Origin of the sequence: Desulfovibrio aminophilus DSM 12254, from assembly GCF_000422565.1 — a bacterium.
Lineage (GTDB): Bacteria > Desulfobacterota > Desulfovibrionia > Desulfovibrionales > Desulfovibrionaceae > Aminidesulfovibrio > Aminidesulfovibrio aminophilus.
Genome location: NZ_AUMA01000010.1, coordinates 101300 through 116139, shown reverse-complemented (window position 1 = coordinate 116139; position 14840 = coordinate 101300). Strand labels below are relative to the sequence as shown.

The window sequence follows — 14840 nt, the reverse complement described above, 5'->3', positions numbered from 1 at the left end:
CGTCCCGCGCCGCCCCTATGCCACGGATCGGCCGGAGGTTCAAGGCCGGGCGGTCAGGCTCCGGGGGTGGTCTCCAGTCGATGTTTGCCGCGCTGGAGCCGGTCCATGTAGGTGTAGACCACCGGGGTCAGGTACAGGGTGACCACCTGGGAGAGAATCAGTCCGCCCACCACCACGAGGCCCATGGGGCGCCGGGCCTCCGCACCCGCGCCGAAGCCCAGGGCGATGGGCATCGCGCCCATGATGGCCGCGATGGTGGTCATCATGATCGGCCGGAAGCGCACCAGGGAGCCTTCGAAGGCCGCTTCCTCCGGGCTCTTGCCGGTTTTCTCGGCCTGGATGGCGAAGTCCACGACCATGATGGAGTTCTTCTTCACGATGCCGATGAGCATGATGATGCCCACGTAGCCGTAGAGGTCCAGTTCCTGGCCGAAGAGGAGCAGGGTGAGCAGGCCGCCCATGGCCGCCGAGGGCAAGCCCGAGAGAATCGTCAGGGGGTGGGCGTAGCTTTCGTAGAGACACCCCAGGAGCACGTAGATGAGGAACACGGTGATGCCCAGGAGCAGGGTCATGCCCCCCAGGGACTCCTTGAAGGCGCTGGCCGTGCCCTCCATGAACCGGCTCACCTCGGCGGGCAGGTTGGCGTCGGCCAGGCGTTCCACGGTCTCGTTCACCTGTCCCAGGGACACTCCGGGCGCGGCGCTGAAGGAATATGTCACCGAGGTGAGCTGCCCGGTGTGGTTCACCGTGGCCGGGCCCAGCTCGGGCCGGAGTTCGGCCAGGGCGTCCAGGCGCACGAGGTCTCCGGCGGCGGAGCGCAGGTAGAGCATGGTCAGGGCCTTTTCATTGCGCTGAAACTCGGGCTTGAGCTCCATGACCACCTTGTACACGTCCTGGGAACCGTAGATGTTGGAGATGCCGCGCTCGGCATAGGAGGAGTACAGGGCGTCCTCGATGGAGCGCACCGGGATGCCCAGGCGCGCGGCCTTTTCCCGGTCGATGTCCAGGTGCATCTGTGGATCGGCCAGGAGCAGGTCCGAGTTCACGCCCGTGAGCGAGGGCTCGGCCATGAGCACTTTCTCCAGCTTCTGGGCCGACTCGTAGAGCAGGGCCGTGTCCGGACACTGGAGGGTGAGCATATAGTCGCCGCGCGCGGACTTGCCGCCGATGGGGATGAGCGGCGGGTTCACCAGATAGCTCACCAGGCCGGGTTCGGAGTTGAGCTTGGGGCGCAGCCTGGCCAGAACCTCGTCGGCGGTGGCCTTGCGCTCGGTTTGGGGCTTGAGGATGATGACCGTGAGGCCCTGATTCTCCAGGGGATAGCTGATGATCTGGCTCTCGCTCTCCACGTCCGGGTCCGCGGCCAGCCGGGGGGAGAGGCTGCGCTGGAGCTGAGCCATGGCCGTGTAGGAGATGCCTTGGCGGGCCTGGGTGTAGCCCATGAGCAGGTCCACGTCGTTGGGCGGCAGGAAGCCCTTGGGCACCCAGGCGAACAACAGGCCCGTGGCCGCGAGCATGAGCGCGGCCAGGATGAGGGTTTTGCCCCGATGGTCCAGGGCCAGGCGCAGGCTCTTGCTGTAGCCCGCGAGGATCCAGGAGAAGAAGCGGCCGCTTTCGGCGATCTTGGTGTCCTTGCGCAGGATCTTGGAGCAGAGCATGGGCGAGAGGGTCACGGCCACCACGCCGGAGATGAGGATGGCCACGGTGATGGTCACGGCGAACTCGCGCAGGATGCGGCCCAGGATGCCGGGCATGAACAGGATGGGCACGAAGACAACGGCCAGGGACAAGGTCATGGAGAGGATGGTGAAGCCGATTTCGGCCGCCCCGTCAAAGGCCGCCCGCAATGGGGATTTGCCCTGCTCCACGTGTCGGAAGACGTTTTCCAGCATGACGATGGCGTCGTCCACCACGAAGCCCACCGAGAGCGTCAGGGCCATGAGCGAGAGGTTGTCCAGGGTGAAGCCCAGGAGATACATGGCCGAGAAGGTGGCGATGATGGAGAAGGGGATGGCCACCCCGGCGATGAAGGTTCCGGCGAAGCTGCGCAGGAAGGCGAAAACCACCAGGATGACCAGGCCGATGGCCAGGGCCAGGGTGAATTTCACGTCGGCCACCGAGTCCCGGATGAACTCGCTGCGGTCGTACATTACGTCCACGGTCAGGGAGGCCGGGAGTTGCTTCTGGATGCCGGGCAGCTTGGCCCGGATGGCGTCCACCACGGCGATGGTGTTGGACCCGGGCTGGCGCTTCACCGCCAGGAGGATGTCCGGCCTGTCGTTGTGGAAGGCGCCGAAATACTCGTGCTCCACACCGTCGTCCACCTCGGCCAGATCGCCCAGATACACGGGCTGGCCGTCGCGGTAGTCCACCACCACTTTGCGGTACTCCTCGGCGTTCAGGAGCTGGCCCTTGGCCATGAGGGTCACCGTGCGGGTGGGGCTCTGCAGGCTGCCCAGGGGCAGGTTCACGTTCTGGTCGTTCACGGCCTGGCGCACCTCGTCCAGGCTGATCCCGCGCGAGGCCAGGGCCATGGGGTCCAGGCGGATGCGTGGGGCGTACTTCTTTTCGCCGTAGATGAGCACCTGGGCCACGCCCGGGATCATGGAGATGGTTTCGGCCAGGTAGGTCTTGGCGTAGTCGTTGATGGTCCAGATGGGCAGCGTGGGCGAACTCAGCGCGATGTAGAGGATGGGCGCGTCCGCCGGGTTCACCTTCTGGAAGGTGGGCGGGTCGGTGAGGTCGTCGGGCAGGTTGGTGTTGGCCCGGGTGATGGCCGCCTGCACGTCCATGGCCGCGCCGTCGATGTTGCGGTCCAGGTCGAACTGGAGGGTGATGGTGCTGGAGCCCAGGCTGTTGGACGAACTCATGGAGGAGAGCCCGGCGATGCTGGCGAACTCCCGTTCCAGGGGAGCTGCCACGCTGGAGGCCATGGTTTCGGGCGAGGCCCCTGAATAGCTGGCCGAGACCTGGATGGTCGGGAAATCCACGGCGGGCAGGTCGCTGGTGGGCAGGACGAAATACGCGCCCAGGCCGAAGAAGAGCAGGGCGGCCATGACCAGGGAGGTCATGACCGGACGCTCGATGAACGGGCTGGAGAGGCTCACGAGGACGTCCCCGAGGGCTTGCCGGGCGTCTGCGGGGCCACGGGTGCGCCGGGGTAGAGCCGGATCTGGCCTTCCACCACCACCTCGTCACCGACCTTGAGTCCCGAGTCCAGGACCACGTAGTCATCCACCGGGATGCCCACCTTGACCAGAACCGGTTCGGCCTTGCCCCCGCTCACGCGGTAAACGAAGTCGCCGTCGGATCCTCGCTGCACGGCCTGGGCCGGCACGAGCACCGCGCCCTTGATGGTGGAGAGGATCACGCCGGCGCTGACGAACTGGCCGGGCCAGAGGATTTCGTCGGTGTTTTCGAAACGGGCCCTCATGTTGAACATGCCCGTGGCCGGATTGATGCTGTTGTCGATCGCCCGCAGCGAGCCCTTGACCTGGAGGGACTTGGCTCCGCGGGTGGCGGCGACGACCTGCACCGGGCCGGAGCGGAAGGCCAGGCGCACGTCCTCCAGGTAGCGTTCGGGCAGGGAGAAATCCAGGTCGATGGGTGTGATGGTGTTGATCACGGCCAGCACGTCCTGGTTGGCCAGGGCCAGGTTGCCCTCGTCCAGCTTGGCGATGCCGATGCGGCCGTCGATGGGGGAGCGGATGGCGGTGTACCCAAGAGTCTGGGCCGAGATGCCCACGGCGGCCTGGGAGGAGCGGACCTGGGCCAGGGCCGTTTCGGCGGCGGTGCGGCGCTGGTCGAATTCGTCCTTGCTCACCGCGCCCTGGGCGTAGAGCGTCTTGTAGCGGGCCAGCTCCTTCACGGCCATTTCGGCGGAGGCCCTGTCGCCGGACAGCCCTGCCTGGGCCTGGGCCTGGGCCAGGGCCTGCGAGACCGGGTCGATGGTGAAGAGCAGATCCCCGGAGTGGACCTCGTCGCCGTCCAGGAAGTGGATCTTGATGATCCGGCCGTCCTGGCGGGACTTGACGGCCACCGAGTTGGAGCCGCGCACCGTGCCCACGGACCAGAGAACCATGGGGGTGTCGCGGGGTTCGGCCATGACCGTGCGCACGGGCGCGGTGGGGGGCGGCGCGGCGTGCTCGCTCCGGCAGGCCAGGAGCGCGAACGCGGTGAGGACTATGGCAAGGATCGCGAGGCGGGGCAGGGTGGCGCGCGTCATGTCCGCTCCCGGGCTGAGGACAGATTTCATGGGCCTCCATTCCGTATCAGAACACAACCCCGTTCGCCAAGGGATTCAGCAGGCCGGACAGGATAAGGCCAGGCCGCCGGTAGCGGTCTCCTTGTACTTGGCGCTCATGTCCCTGCCGGTTTCCAGCATGGCCCGGATGACCCCGTCCAGCCCCATGAGGTTCAGCCCCTGATCCTCCACGCTGGCGATGAGGAAGGCGTTGTAGGCCTTGACCGCGCCCATTGCGTTGCGTTCGATGCAGGGGATCTGGACGAAGCCGCCCACCGGGTCGCAGGTCAGGCCCAGATGGTGCTCCAAGGCGATCTCGGCGGCCGTCTCCACGGCCCAGATCGGCAGGCCCGAGGCGTAGGCCAGAAGCGCGGCGGCCATGCAGGAGGCCGCGCCGATCTCGCCCTGGCAGCCGACCTCGGCCCCGGCGATGCTCGCGTTGTGGCGCACGAGCAGTCCGATGGTTCCGGCGGCGATGAGACCTTGGCGCAGGGCGTCGCGGTCGCGGTGCTGGTGTCGCCGCAGCAGCGCCAGCACGGCCGGGATGACCCCGGAGGAGCCGGAGGTCGGGGCGGTGGCCACGATGCCTCCGGCCGCGTTCTCCTCGGCGGCCGCGAAGGCGTAAGCGTCCAGGTGCAGGAGGAAGCGCCCGGCCCCGCTTTCGGCGGCCGAGGCCCGGGCCCGCAGGATGTGCGCCTTGCGGGCCAGCCCCAGTCCGGGCAGCTTGCCTGTGGCGGTCAGGCCCCGGCGTACGGCGGCGTCCATGACCTCCATGATCCGGTCCAGGTCGGCCAGGATTTCGGCCTGCCCGCGTCCGGTGAGGGCGGTCTCGTTCATGAGCACCAGTTCGTGCAGCGGCATCCCGGACTCGCTCAAGGCCAACTTCAGGGACCGCATGTCGAAGAACGGGAAGACCGGTTCGCCCCGGCGCTCCTCGGGCTGGCCTTCCCAGTGGATGAAGCCGCCGCCGATGGAGGCGTAGCGTCGCTCCATGAGCACGGCTCCGTGCGTGTCCAGCAGCCGGGGGACCAGGGTGTTGCTGTGGCTGAAGCCGTGTTCGGTGAAATCCGGAATCACGTCCGCCGGGTGGAGGACGAGGCCTCGTCCGCCCAGGTCGATGTGGTGGACGGCTTCGGGAGAGAGGTCCAGGGAGCCGAGAAACTCAGGGGAGCATGTCTCCGGCGCTTGGTCCAGGAGTCCGGCCAGAACGGCCCGATTGGTGCCGTGGCCCGGACCGGTGGCGGCCAGGGAGCCATAAAGGCGCACTTCCAGCCGGGTCGCGCGGGACGTCACCTCTTCGGGCAAGGCTCGGATCGCGGCCAGGAAGTCCCGGGCCGCGCGCATGGGTCCGATGGTGTGGGAGCTGGAAGGCCCCGGACCGATCCGGAAAAGCTCCAGAAGCGACGTGTTGATGGGCGGTATCATGGGGTTCCCCTTGATCGGTCTTCTGCGTGATGGGCGGAGGTCTGTCAACCGGAGAGTGGGGACGCTGGACGGCGTTGCTCCTTGACAAGACGAGTTCGCACAGGTACATGTTTTCCTTCGCGTTTTGCACGCTTTTTCGGTTCCAACAGGTCGAATCCCCTGGCAATTCGGCGAGAATCCCCGTCCTTTCGGGCGGTTTCGGAGTTCCCTGCCCATGTCGATGATCGAGATCCAGAAGCTTCAGAAGTGGTATGGCGGTTTTCATGTCCTGCGCGGCATCGACGAAACCGTGGAAAAAGGCGAGGTGCTCGTCATCTGCGGTCCCAGCGGCTCGGGCAAGAGCACGTTCATCCGCTGTGTGAACCGCCTGGAGGAGTACCAGCAGGGCACCATCCTCTTCGAGGGCAAGGACATCCACGACAAGAGCGTGGACGTGAACGCCCTGCGGGCCGAGATCGGCATCGTCTTCCAGCAGTTCAACCTCTACCCGCACCTGACCGTGCTCAAGAACGTGACCCTGGCCCCGATCAAGGTCCGGGGCATGGCCCGCGACGAGGCCGAAAACGTGGCTCTGGCGCTGCTGGAGCGTGTGGGCATCCACGACCAGGCTCACAAGTACCCGGCGGAACTGTCCGGTGGACAGCAGCAGCGGGTGGCCATCGCCCGGGCCCTGGCCATGAAGCCCAAGGTCATGCTCTTCGACGAGCCCACCAGCGCCCTGGACCCGGAGATGATCAACGAGGTGCTGACGGTCATGAAGGACTTGGCGCGCGAGGGCATGACCATGCTCTGCGTGACCCATGAGATGGGCTTCGCCCGCGAAGTGGCCGACCGGGTCATCTTCATGGACGGCGGCGTGGTGCTGGAGCAGGCCCCGCCGGACGTCTTCTTCTCCAATCCCCGGCATGAACGGGCCCGAGCCTTCCTGAAGGAGATCCTGTAACCCCGCCCAGGCGGGACGCATACCCCAGAGGAGGATTTCATGAAGAAGCTGTCTGTTGTCCTGGTCTTTGTCGCGCTCTTCTCGCTTCTGGCCGGCGCCGCCTTCGCCGGGAAACTGGAGGACATCAAGAGCAAGGGCGTCCTCGTGGCGGGCGTCAAGGACTCCCAGCCGCCCTTCGGCTACGTGGACGAGAACTCCAAGCAGATCGTCGGCTTCGAGATCGACATCTGCAAGTTCCTGGCCGACAAGCTGGGCGCGAAGCTGGAGCTCAAGCCCGTGACCTCGGCCACCCGCATCCCCATGCTCACCCAGGGCTCGGTGGACATCGTGGCCGGCACCATGACCCACAAGATCGAGCGCGAGGCCGAGATCGACTTCTCGATCACCTACTTCCCGGCCGAGCAGAAGCTCCTGGTGAAGAAGGGCGGCGGCGTGAATACCGTGGCTGATCTGGCCGGCAAGAAGGTCGGCTCGGCCAAGGGCTCCACCTCGGAGAAGAACATCCAGAAGGCCCAGCCCAAGTGCCAGGTCATCTCCTTCGACACCTACCCCATGGCCTTCCTGGCCCTCAAGCAGGGCAAGGTCGACGCCGTGACCACCGACGCGCCCATCCTTGCCGGACTCAAGGCCAACGACGACAAGCCCGAGATGTGGGAGATCACCGGCGACTTCATCGCCGACGAGCCTTACGGCCTCGGCCTGCCCGAGAACGATTCGGACTTCCGCGACTTCGTCAACGCCTCGCTCATGGAGATGTGGCGTTCCGGCGAGTACGCCAAGATCTACGACAAGTGGTTCGGCCCCAAGAGCAAGTGCCCCCTGGAGCTGAAGTGGAAGATGGAGATCTGGCCGTAGGCCGGACTCCTTCGAGCGGCTGAGAAACGACGGTGCGCGCCGCGTCGCGGCGCGCACCGTCCTCGCGAAACGGGAACAGCGATTTGAAGTACAATTTCGACTGGAGCGTCGTCCTCACCGGCGAGTACCACCAATGGCTGGTGGACGGCTTCTGGCTGACGCTCAAGATTTCGGCCATCTCCATCGTCCTGGCCATGGCCCTGGGCACCCTGGTCGCCGTGCTGCGCATGACCAAGGTCAAGGCCTGCGTCTGGTTCAGCCTGGCCTTCACCGAGTTCTTCCGCAACACGCCGCTGTTGGTGCAGATCTACTTCTGGTATTTCGGTTCGTTCGTTCTCCTGCCCGAGGCCGTGAACAAGTGGCTCTACAAGCAGGACTTCGAGTTCGCCTCCGGCGTCATCGCGCTCACGGTGTACACGGCGGCCTTCATCGCCGAGGAGATCCGCGCGGGGATCTTCGCCATTCCCAAGAATCAGTTGGAGGCCTCGCGGGCCACCGGCCTGTCCTTCATCCAGGCCTACCGCTACGTGATCCTGCCTCAGGCCTTCCGGATCATCATTCCGCCGCTCATCTCCCAGTTCCTCAACCTGATCAAGAACTCCTCCCTGGTCATGACCATCGGGGTCATGGACCTGACCTACATGGCCCGGCAGATCGAGTCGCACACCTTCCGGGGCTTCGAGGCCTTCACGGCCGCCACGGCGATCTACATCTGCATCTCCCTGGTGGTTTCCCTGACCATCAACGTCTACAACAAGCATTTCCTGCGTCAGATCAAGTACTAGGGGGGAGCCGGGGTGCGCTGGGACGTCGTCTGGAACAATTTCGACTATTTTCTTCGGGGGTCGCTGACCTTCAACTCCCAGACCATGAGCTTCGAGGGCCAGCTCGGCGGCTTGGCCCTGGCCGTGGTCCTGGCGGCCCTGGGCATCCTGGGGGCCTTCTGGCTGGGCCTTGCCGCAGGTCTCATGCGCCTTTCCCGCCGCTTCTGGGTCAAGGCCATCGCCGTGATCTACATCGAGATCGTGCGCGGCACGCCGTTGTTGATGCTCATCTTCTGGTTCTATTTCCTGGCGCCCATCCTTCTGGGCACGGCCGTGCCGGAATTTCAGAGCACGCTCATCGCCTTCATCATCTTCACCGGGGCCTACGTGGGCGAGATCGTGCGCGCCGGCGTCGCGGCCCTGCCCAGGGGACAGATGGAGGCCGCCCGGGGCACGGGGCTGAGCCATTTCCAGGCCATGCGCCTGGTCGTCCTGCCCCAGGCCCTGCGCAACATGATCCCGTCCTTCGTGAACCAGTTTGTGAGCCTGACCAAGGATACCTCGCTGGCCTCCATCATCGGGGTCAACGAACTGACCAACACGGCCACGCAGGTGAACAACCGGACCATGAACGCGCCCTTCGAGATATTCATCACCATCGCGGTGCTTTACTTCCTGGTCTGCTGGGTGCTCACGGCCATCAGCCGCCGCCTGGAGAAGCACCTCGCCCGCTACCAGGCCCGGGGGCGCTAGCGTGACAGCCTTGCGCGCGGAACTGGCCCGCCGCCTGGACCATACCCTGCTCAAACCCCAAGCCACTGCGGCGGAGGTGGAACGGCTCTGCGCCGAGGCTTTGGAGCACGGCTTCTTTTCCGTCTGCGTCGCTCCCTGCCGTCTGCCCCTGGCCACGCGGTCGCTGGTTGGGAGCGCGGTTCTGCCGATCACCGTGGTCGGGTTCCCGCTGGGCTTCCAGTCCACGCCGGTCAAGGTCTTCGAGGCTGCCCGTTCCGTGGAGGAGGGGGCTCGGGAGATCGACATGGTCCTGAACGTCGGGGCCCTCAAGGATGGCGACGAGGTGGCCGTCGCGCGGGACATTGAGGCCGTGGTGCGCTCAGCGGGCGTCCCGGTGAAGGTCATCCTGGAGACCGCGTTGTTGAGTGACGCGGAGAAGATTCAGGCCTGTCGCTTGGCGGCCGGGGCAGGAGCCGCCTTCGTCAAGACCTGCACGGGTTTTTCCGGCGGCGGAGCCACGGAGGCCGACGTGCGTCTGTTGCGCGCGAACGTCCCGGCCCACATGGGGGTCAAGGCCAGCGGCGGCATCCGCACGCGGGCCCAGGCCTTGGCTTTGCTGGCCGCCGGAGCCGATCGCCTGGGGGCTTCGGCCTCGGTGACCATCGTCATGGAGGGCTGAGATGAGCGGCGTCGAGGACATCCGCGCCCCCGGGGACATCGAGCGGCGCTCCTTCGAGATCATCGATTCCGAGGTGTCCGAGCCGCGCCCGTTCCAGGGCGTGGAGTGGCAGGTGGCCCGCCGCATGATCCACACCACGGCGGACTTCGAAATCCTGTCCCTGTTGCGTTTTCACCCCCAGGCCTGTGAAGCTGGCCTGGCCGCCCTGGCCTCCGGCTGCCTCCTGATCACGGACACGGACATGGCCCGCTGCGGCATTCCCAAGCGGCGCATGGAGCCCCTGGGGTGTACCGTGCGTTGCCTCATGGCCGACGCCGAGACGGCCGTCCTAGCCCGGGACCGGGGTACGACCAAGGCCCGCGCGGCGGTGGATCTGGCCGTGGAGCGTTTGGCCCCGGCCGTCTGGGTCATCGGCAACGCGCCCACGGCCTTGCTGCGCCTGCTGGAGCATATCGATTCCGGGCGGGCCCGTCCGGCCCTGGTGGTGGGCATGCCCGTCGGCTTCGTCAACGCGGCAGAATCCAAGGAACTGCTCCTGGCCCAGGAGCGCGTTCCCTACGTGACCCTGCGCGGTCGCAAGGGGGGCTCGGCCCTGGCCGCCAGCGTGATCAACGCCCTGGCTGAAGCCGTTTTGCGGGGCTGAGCAGGCCGGAGCACCGCCTTTTCCTCCCTGTTTCCCTTGCCTTGCCTCTGAAAAGAAGGCAAAGTGCCGCGCAAACCTCTTCGTCGCGCCGGTCTTTGGCGCGGCGGTCAGTCGCGGTCGGAGCCATGGCGAAAAAAACGAAAGGCGTGAGCAAGGTGACCATCTATCCGGACTGGTGCAAGGGTTGCGGCATCTGCGCGGCCTTCTGTCCCGCCGGGGTCATCGAAATGGACGGTCAGGGCAAGGCCCGGGTGGCGCGTGAGCAGGACTGCATCCATTGCGGCTTCTGCGAACTGCACTGTCCGGATTTCGCCGTGGTGGTCACGGACAAGAAGCCGGGCGCCCGCCGCCGGGACAAGGAGTAGAACGCCATGTCCGCAAACGGCAAGAAGAAGGGGCGCAAGGCCCTGTTCGCCCAGGGCAACGAGGCCGTTGTCGAGGGTGCGCTCATCGCCGGGTGCTCGTTCTACGCGGGCTATCCCATCACTCCCTCCTCGGAGATCATGGAGCTCATGGCCCAGAAGCTGCCGGCGCGGCCCGAAGGCGTGTTCATCCAGATGGAGGACGAGATCGGCGGCCTGGGCGCGGTCATCGGCGCGTCCCTGGCCGGGCGCAAGGCCATGACCGCCACCTCGGGGCCGGGCTTCTCGCTCATGCAGGAGCATATCGGCTACGCCTGCATGGTGGAGGCTCCGCTGGTCCTGGTCAACGTCATGCGCGGCGGCCCCTCCACCGGCCTGCCCACCAGCCCGGCCCAGGGCGACGTGCAGCAGGCCCGCTGGGGCACCCACGGCGACCATCCGATCATCGTGCTTTCGGCCTCGGACGTGCAGGAGTGCCTGGAGATGACGGTCACGGCCTTCAACATGGCCGAGAAGTACCGCACCCCGGTGATCCTGCTCCTGGACGAGATCACCGCCCACACCCGGGAGAAGATCTTCGTGCCCCCGGCCGAGGAGTTCGAGATCGTCAACCGGACCACCCCGACCATGCCGCCGGAGTGGTACAAGCCCTATGAGGAGACCGTGCGCGGAGTGCCGCCCATGCCGCCCCTGGGCTCGGGGTACCGTTTCCACGTCACCGGTCTGAGCCATGACAGCAATGGTTTCCCCACCTCGCGGCCGGATGAGGTCGTGGCGCTCATGGAGCGGATGCACCGCAAGATCGACCAGTTCCTCTACCAGGTTCAGATCGTGCGCGAGTTCGAGTGCGCGGACTGCGAGGTCTGCGTGGTGGCCTACGGCAGCGTGGCCCGTTCGGCCGAACTGGCCGTGACCCAGGCGAGAGGGCAGGGCCTCAAGGCCGGTCTGCTCAAGCTCGGGACGCTTTTCCCCTTCCCGCGCCGGGCCCTGGAGAAGATTCTCGGCCACAGCCGGGCCGTCATCGTGCCCGAGATGAACATGGGCCAGATCTCGCGCGAGGTGAAACGGGTCAACAACGGGCGGGCACTGGTGCGCACCGTGAACCGGGTGGACGGCCAGATCATCACTCCCGACGAGATCCTCAAGGCCATCAAGAAGGTGTGAGCCATGTCCGAGTTCACCGGCAACGAGATCATCCATCAATATTTGCGGCACAACAAGAAATTCCCGCATGTGCTCTGTCCGGGCTGCGGGCACGGCATCGTGCTCGGTTCGCTCATCCGCTCGGTGCATTCCCTGGCTCTGGCCAAGGACGACGTGGTCCTGGTCGCGGGCATCGGCTGCTCCGGGCGGTTGGCCGTGTACGTGGACTTCAACACCGTGCACACCACCCATGGCCGGGCCTTGACCTTCGCCACGGGCATCAAGATGGCCAACCCGAAGCTCAAGGTCATCTGCATCATGGGCGACGGCGACGCCCTGTCCATCGGCGGCAATCATCTCATCCACGCCGCGCGCCGCAACATCGGGATCACCGCGCTCATCCTGAACAACAACATCTACGGCATGACCGGCGGCCAGTGTTCGCCGACCACGCCCGAGGGCTCCTGGTCCATGACCTCGCCCTTCGGCCAGATGGAGAAGAGCTTCGACATCGTGGAGCTGGGCGCGGCGGCCGGGGCCAACTTCGTGGCCCGGGGCACGGTCTTCCACATCCACAACCTGGACCGGATGGTGAGCAAGGCCATCGAGCGGCCGGGCTTCAACCTGGTGGAGATCGTTTCGCCCTGCCACACCCAGTTCGGCCGCAAGAACAAATACAAGTCGCCCGTGGACATGTACCGTTGGATCAAGAAGAACGCCACGCCGCTGGAGCGCTACAACGAGCTGCCCGAGGAGCAGCGCGCGGGCCGGCTGCCCCTGGGCGTGTTCGTGGAGCGCGACGCCCCCGGCCTGGAGGAGCGCTACCAGGCGCTCAAGGAGAAGCTCATGGAGGGCGCGTCATGAAGCCTCTTCCCGTTTTGGACCGTTTCGAGATCCGCCTGTCCGGCCTGGGCGGCCAGGGTGTCATCACGCTGGGCCGCGTGCTCGGCGCGGGCCTGGCCCTGGGACACGGCTACTACGTGACTCAGACTCAGAGCTACGGCCCCGAGGCCCGGGGCGGCTCCAGCCGCTGCGACCTCGTGGTCAGCTCCAAGCCCATCAGCTACCCCAAGGCCCAGGAGCTGGACGTGCTCGTGGCCCTCTCGCAGGACGCCTGCAACTCCTACTACCGCAACCTCAAGCCCGGCGGCCTGCTGATCCTGGAGCCGGAGCTGGTCAAGCAGCCGCCCACGAACATGTTCCTCGGGCTGCCGTTCACGCGCCTGGCGCGGGACAAGGTCGGCGTGGCCCAGGCCATGAACACCGTGGTCCTCGGGGCCCTGACCTTCCTCCTGCCCTTCGCCCAGCAGCGGGTCATGAAGAAGAGCCTGGAGGAGTCCCTGCCGGAGAAGATCCGGGCCGTGAACGCCAAGGCGTTCTCCCTGGGATTCAAGGAGGCCCGGCGGGTCTTTGGCGAGGACGCCGCCGAATGGAAGGCCAAACCGTCGCAGGATGAAGAGGCCGAATAGTCCCTGGAAAAGGCAAAACCGGCCGCCGGAGCATGCTCCGGCGGCCGGTTTTTTGTTTCGCGGCGGGTCAGAAGGCGTTCTTGACCGAGGGGGTGAAGCCGCCCTGTTTGAGCTGCGGCAGCAGCTCACGGGTGCTCTTGTTCACCGGCAGGGTCCAGTCGTAGGCCGCCAACTCGGTGTCGTCGTCCACGGTCACCACCCGGGCATGCACGAGGATCACGTCTCCGGCCAGCACGTAGCTTCCCGCCAGGACGCTCGGGCGGGGCGGGTTTTTTTCCTCCTCGACCGCGGTGGCGTTTTGAGAGACGACCTGGCGGCCTGCGGGAGCCGGGGCCTTGGCGCTGATCCTGTGGCCGGTCTGGGCTAGGCGCGCGGCCACCTGTCCGGCCACCACGCGGCCGAAGGGGGCCTTGTCCGAGGGGTCGGCGTCGTTGGCGAAGCGCTCCATGGAGATGGGCGAACCGGCCGGTAGGGAGCCCCGCAGGGTGGCGTGGAGCTTGTCGGCGGCCTTGTAGTTCAGCTCGATGATCGAGGAATCGTCCTCCTCATAGAGCCGCCGCGTGGTGGGGTCGGTGCCGAGCAGGCTGTTCTTGGTGTCCCGGAAATCCTGCTTCGTCTCCCGCCAGGTGCATCCGGCGGCCGGCGTGGCCAGGACCAGCGCCAGGGTCCATGCGGCCCAACGTTTCATGCCTTTCCCCTCCCCGTGCTCCGTTTCTCCGCCACTGGCGGTGTCTTCGATCCATCGGCCGTTTCGCGAATTTCTTTAATGATCCCGGCGAGCAGTCGCCCAAGATCGGCGGATGCCGCCCGGGCCTGGGCCAGAACCTGTTCGTGGCTCGTGGGCGCCATGCAGTCCGGCAGATTCTTGTTCGTCAGGCAGGCGATGCCCAGGACGCGCATGCCCATTTGTCGGGCGGCGATCGCCTCCACGACCGTGGACATGCCCACGGCGTCCGCGCCCAGGGCCCGGAAGGCCCGGGTCTCGGCCGGGGTTTCCAGGCTCGGCCCGAGCACCTGGAGGTACACGCCCTGTTCCAGGCGCAGCCCCAGGCGTCGGGCCTGGGCCAGGGCCAGGGCCCGCAACTCCGGAGCGTAGGCCGCGCTCATGTCCGGGAAGCGCTCCCCGAAGCGCGGCTCGTGCGGCCCGCACAAGGGGTTGCGGCCCGTGAAATTGATGTGGTCCGAGAGGCACATGAGCGAGCCGGTTTCGAACAGAGGGTTGAGGGCTCCGGCGGCGTTGGTCAGGATGAGCGTGCGTACGCCCAGTTCCCGGAGCAGACGCACGCCCAGACAGACCTGGGCGGCATCGTAGCCTTCGTAGAGATGGACTCGGCCCGAAAGCACGACCAGGGGGCGGCCCTCAAGCTCTCCCCAGAGCAGACGACCCGAGTGGCCGGGCACCGTGGAGCAGGGAAAGCCGGGGATTTCGGAGTAGGGCAGGCCGGCGTCTTCGCGGAAGTCCTTCAGGACATGGCCCAGACCGCTGCCCAGCAGGAGGCCGATACTGCCCGCTTGAATTTCTCCCATCTTTTCGTGTAGGTATTGAGAAGCATGCAGTACAGTGTCCATAATGCGCACGCGG

General features: G+C 66.3%; 15 protein-coding genes. 10 read left to right on the top strand and 5 right to left on the bottom strand.

Annotated elements, in window-relative coordinates; translation table 11 throughout:
• Positions 1-53: 53 nt before the first annotated feature.
• The 3 genes from H587_RS17835 to H587_RS0108330 form a co-directional block, all read right to left on the bottom strand.
• The gene (locus H587_RS17835) at positions 54-3107 is read right to left on the bottom strand and encodes an efflux RND transporter permease subunit (RefSeq protein ID WP_034608878.1); all 3054 of its coding nucleotides are present in this window, start codon (positions 3105-3107) and stop codon (positions 54-56) included.
• Positions 3104-4225, bottom strand: a complete 1122-nt coding sequence (locus H587_RS17830) for an efflux RND transporter periplasmic adaptor subunit (RefSeq protein ID WP_051202553.1) — start codon at positions 4223-4225, stop codon at positions 3104-3106. Before H587_RS17830 ends, H587_RS17835 begins: the two co-directional genes overlap by 4 nt.
• Positions 4226-4300: 75 nt before the next feature.
• Positions 4301-5665, bottom strand: a complete 1365-nt coding sequence (locus tag H587_RS0108330; protein WP_027175884.1) for an L-serine ammonia-lyase — start codon at positions 5663-5665, stop codon at positions 4301-4303.
• 217 nt (positions 5666-5882) lie between these two features.
• On the opposite strand from H587_RS0108330, the gene H587_RS0108325 reads away from it, so the two are divergent.
• The 10 genes from H587_RS0108325 (at position 5883) to H587_RS0108280 (ending at position 13258) form a co-directional block, all read left to right on the top strand.
• A complete protein-coding gene (locus H587_RS0108325; RefSeq protein WP_027175883.1) occupies positions 5883-6611 on the top strand; it encodes an amino acid ABC transporter ATP-binding protein in 729 nt (242 codons plus the stop codon).
• A 39-nt stretch (positions 6612-6650) separates the two neighbouring features.
• Entirely contained in the window at positions 6651-7466 is an 816-nt protein-coding gene (locus H587_RS0108320; protein ID WP_027175882.1) for an ABC transporter substrate-binding protein, read from the top strand.
• An 83-nt stretch (positions 7467-7549) separates the two neighbouring features.
• A complete protein-coding gene (locus H587_RS0108315) occupies positions 7550-8251 on the top strand; it encodes an amino acid ABC transporter permease (protein ID WP_027175881.1) in 702 nt (233 codons plus the stop codon).
• Positions 8252-8263: 12 nt separating this feature from the next.
• On the top strand, positions 8264-8983 hold the full coding sequence (locus H587_RS0108310; RefSeq protein WP_027175880.1) for an amino acid ABC transporter permease: 720 nt from the start codon (positions 8264-8266) through the stop codon (positions 8981-8983).
• A gap of 1 nt (position 8984) precedes the next feature.
• Positions 8985-9641: a deoxyribose-phosphate aldolase gene (gene deoC / locus H587_RS0108305; RefSeq protein ID WP_027175879.1), complete on the top strand. Its 657-nt coding sequence runs from the start codon at positions 8985-8987 to the stop codon at positions 9639-9641.
• 1 nt (position 9642) lies between these two features.
• Positions 9643-10284 (top strand): precorrin-8X methylmutase, encoded by a 642-nt coding sequence (locus H587_RS0108300; protein WP_027175878.1) that lies wholly within the window; start codon positions 9643-9645, stop codon positions 10282-10284.
• 146 nt (positions 10285-10430) lie between these two features.
• Positions 10431-10649, top strand: coding sequence for a 4Fe-4S dicluster domain-containing protein (locus H587_RS17825; protein ID WP_245560846.1), 219 nt, complete (start codon positions 10431-10433; stop codon positions 10647-10649).
• A gap of 6 nt (positions 10650-10655) precedes the next feature.
• Positions 10656-11810, top strand: a complete 1155-nt coding sequence (locus H587_RS0108290; RefSeq protein WP_027175877.1) for a 2-oxoacid:acceptor oxidoreductase subunit alpha — start codon at positions 10656-10658, stop codon at positions 11808-11810.
• A 3-nt stretch (positions 11811-11813) separates the two neighbouring features.
• Positions 11814-12653 (top strand): 2-oxoacid:ferredoxin oxidoreductase subunit beta, encoded by an 840-nt coding sequence (locus H587_RS0108285; RefSeq protein ID WP_027175876.1) that lies wholly within the window; start codon positions 11814-11816, stop codon positions 12651-12653.
• Positions 12650-13258, top strand: coding sequence for a 2-oxoacid:acceptor oxidoreductase family protein (locus tag H587_RS0108280; protein WP_027175875.1), 609 nt, complete (start codon positions 12650-12652; stop codon positions 13256-13258). Before H587_RS0108285 ends, H587_RS0108280 begins: the two co-directional genes overlap by 4 nt.
• 67 nt (positions 13259-13325) lie before the next feature.
• Here the strand turns inward: H587_RS0108280 and H587_RS0108275 are convergent, their stop codons facing one another.
• The gene (locus H587_RS0108275) at positions 13326-13946 is read right to left on the bottom strand and encodes a FlgO family outer membrane protein (protein ID WP_027175874.1); all 621 of its coding nucleotides are present in this window, start codon (positions 13944-13946) and stop codon (positions 13326-13328) included.
• Positions 13943-14827 carry a purine-nucleoside phosphorylase gene (locus tag H587_RS17820; RefSeq protein WP_051202551.1) on the bottom strand — a complete coding sequence of 295 codons (885 nt, stop codon included), beginning with the start codon at positions 14825-14827 and terminating at the stop codon, positions 13943-13945. The genes H587_RS0108275 and H587_RS17820 overlap by 4 nt, the downstream gene beginning before the upstream one ends.
• Between the last annotated feature and the right edge of the window lie 13 nt (positions 14828-14840).

What these genes read in the sequence shown, in the direction of transcription:
- H587_RS0108280 (WP_027175875.1), top strand. Translation starts at nt 12,650, where the DNA reads ATGAAGCCTCTTCCCGTTTTGGACCGTTTCGAGATCCGCCTGTCCGGC.
- H587_RS0108320 (WP_027175882.1), top strand. Translation starts at nt 6,651, where the DNA reads ATGAAGAAGCTGTCTGTTGTCCTGGTCTTTGTCGCGCTCTTCTCGCTT.
- H587_RS0108325 (WP_027175883.1), top strand. Translation starts at nt 5,883, where the DNA reads ATGTCGATGATCGAGATCCAGAAGCTTCAGAAGTGGTATGGCGGTTTT.
- H587_RS0108300 (WP_027175878.1), top strand. Translation starts at nt 9,643, where the DNA reads ATGAGCGGCGTCGAGGACATCCGCGCCCCCGGGGACATCGAGCGGCGC.
- H587_RS0108290 (WP_027175877.1), top strand. Translation starts at nt 10,656, where the DNA reads ATGTCCGCAAACGGCAAGAAGAAGGGGCGCAAGGCCCTGTTCGCCCAG.
- H587_RS0108275 (WP_027175874.1), bottom strand. Translation starts at nt 13,946, where the DNA reads ATGAAACGTTGGGCCGCATGGACCCTGGCGCTGGTCCTGGCCACGCCG.
- H587_RS17830 (WP_051202553.1), bottom strand. Translation starts at nt 4,225, where the DNA reads ATGACGCGCGCCACCCTGCCCCGCCTCGCGATCCTTGCCATAGTCCTC.
- H587_RS17820 (WP_051202551.1), bottom strand. Translation starts at nt 14,827, where the DNA reads ATGGACACTGTACTGCATGCTTCTCAATACCTACACGAAAAGATGGGA.
- H587_RS0108285 (WP_027175876.1), top strand. Translation starts at nt 11,814, where the DNA reads ATGTCCGAGTTCACCGGCAACGAGATCATCCATCAATATTTGCGGCAC.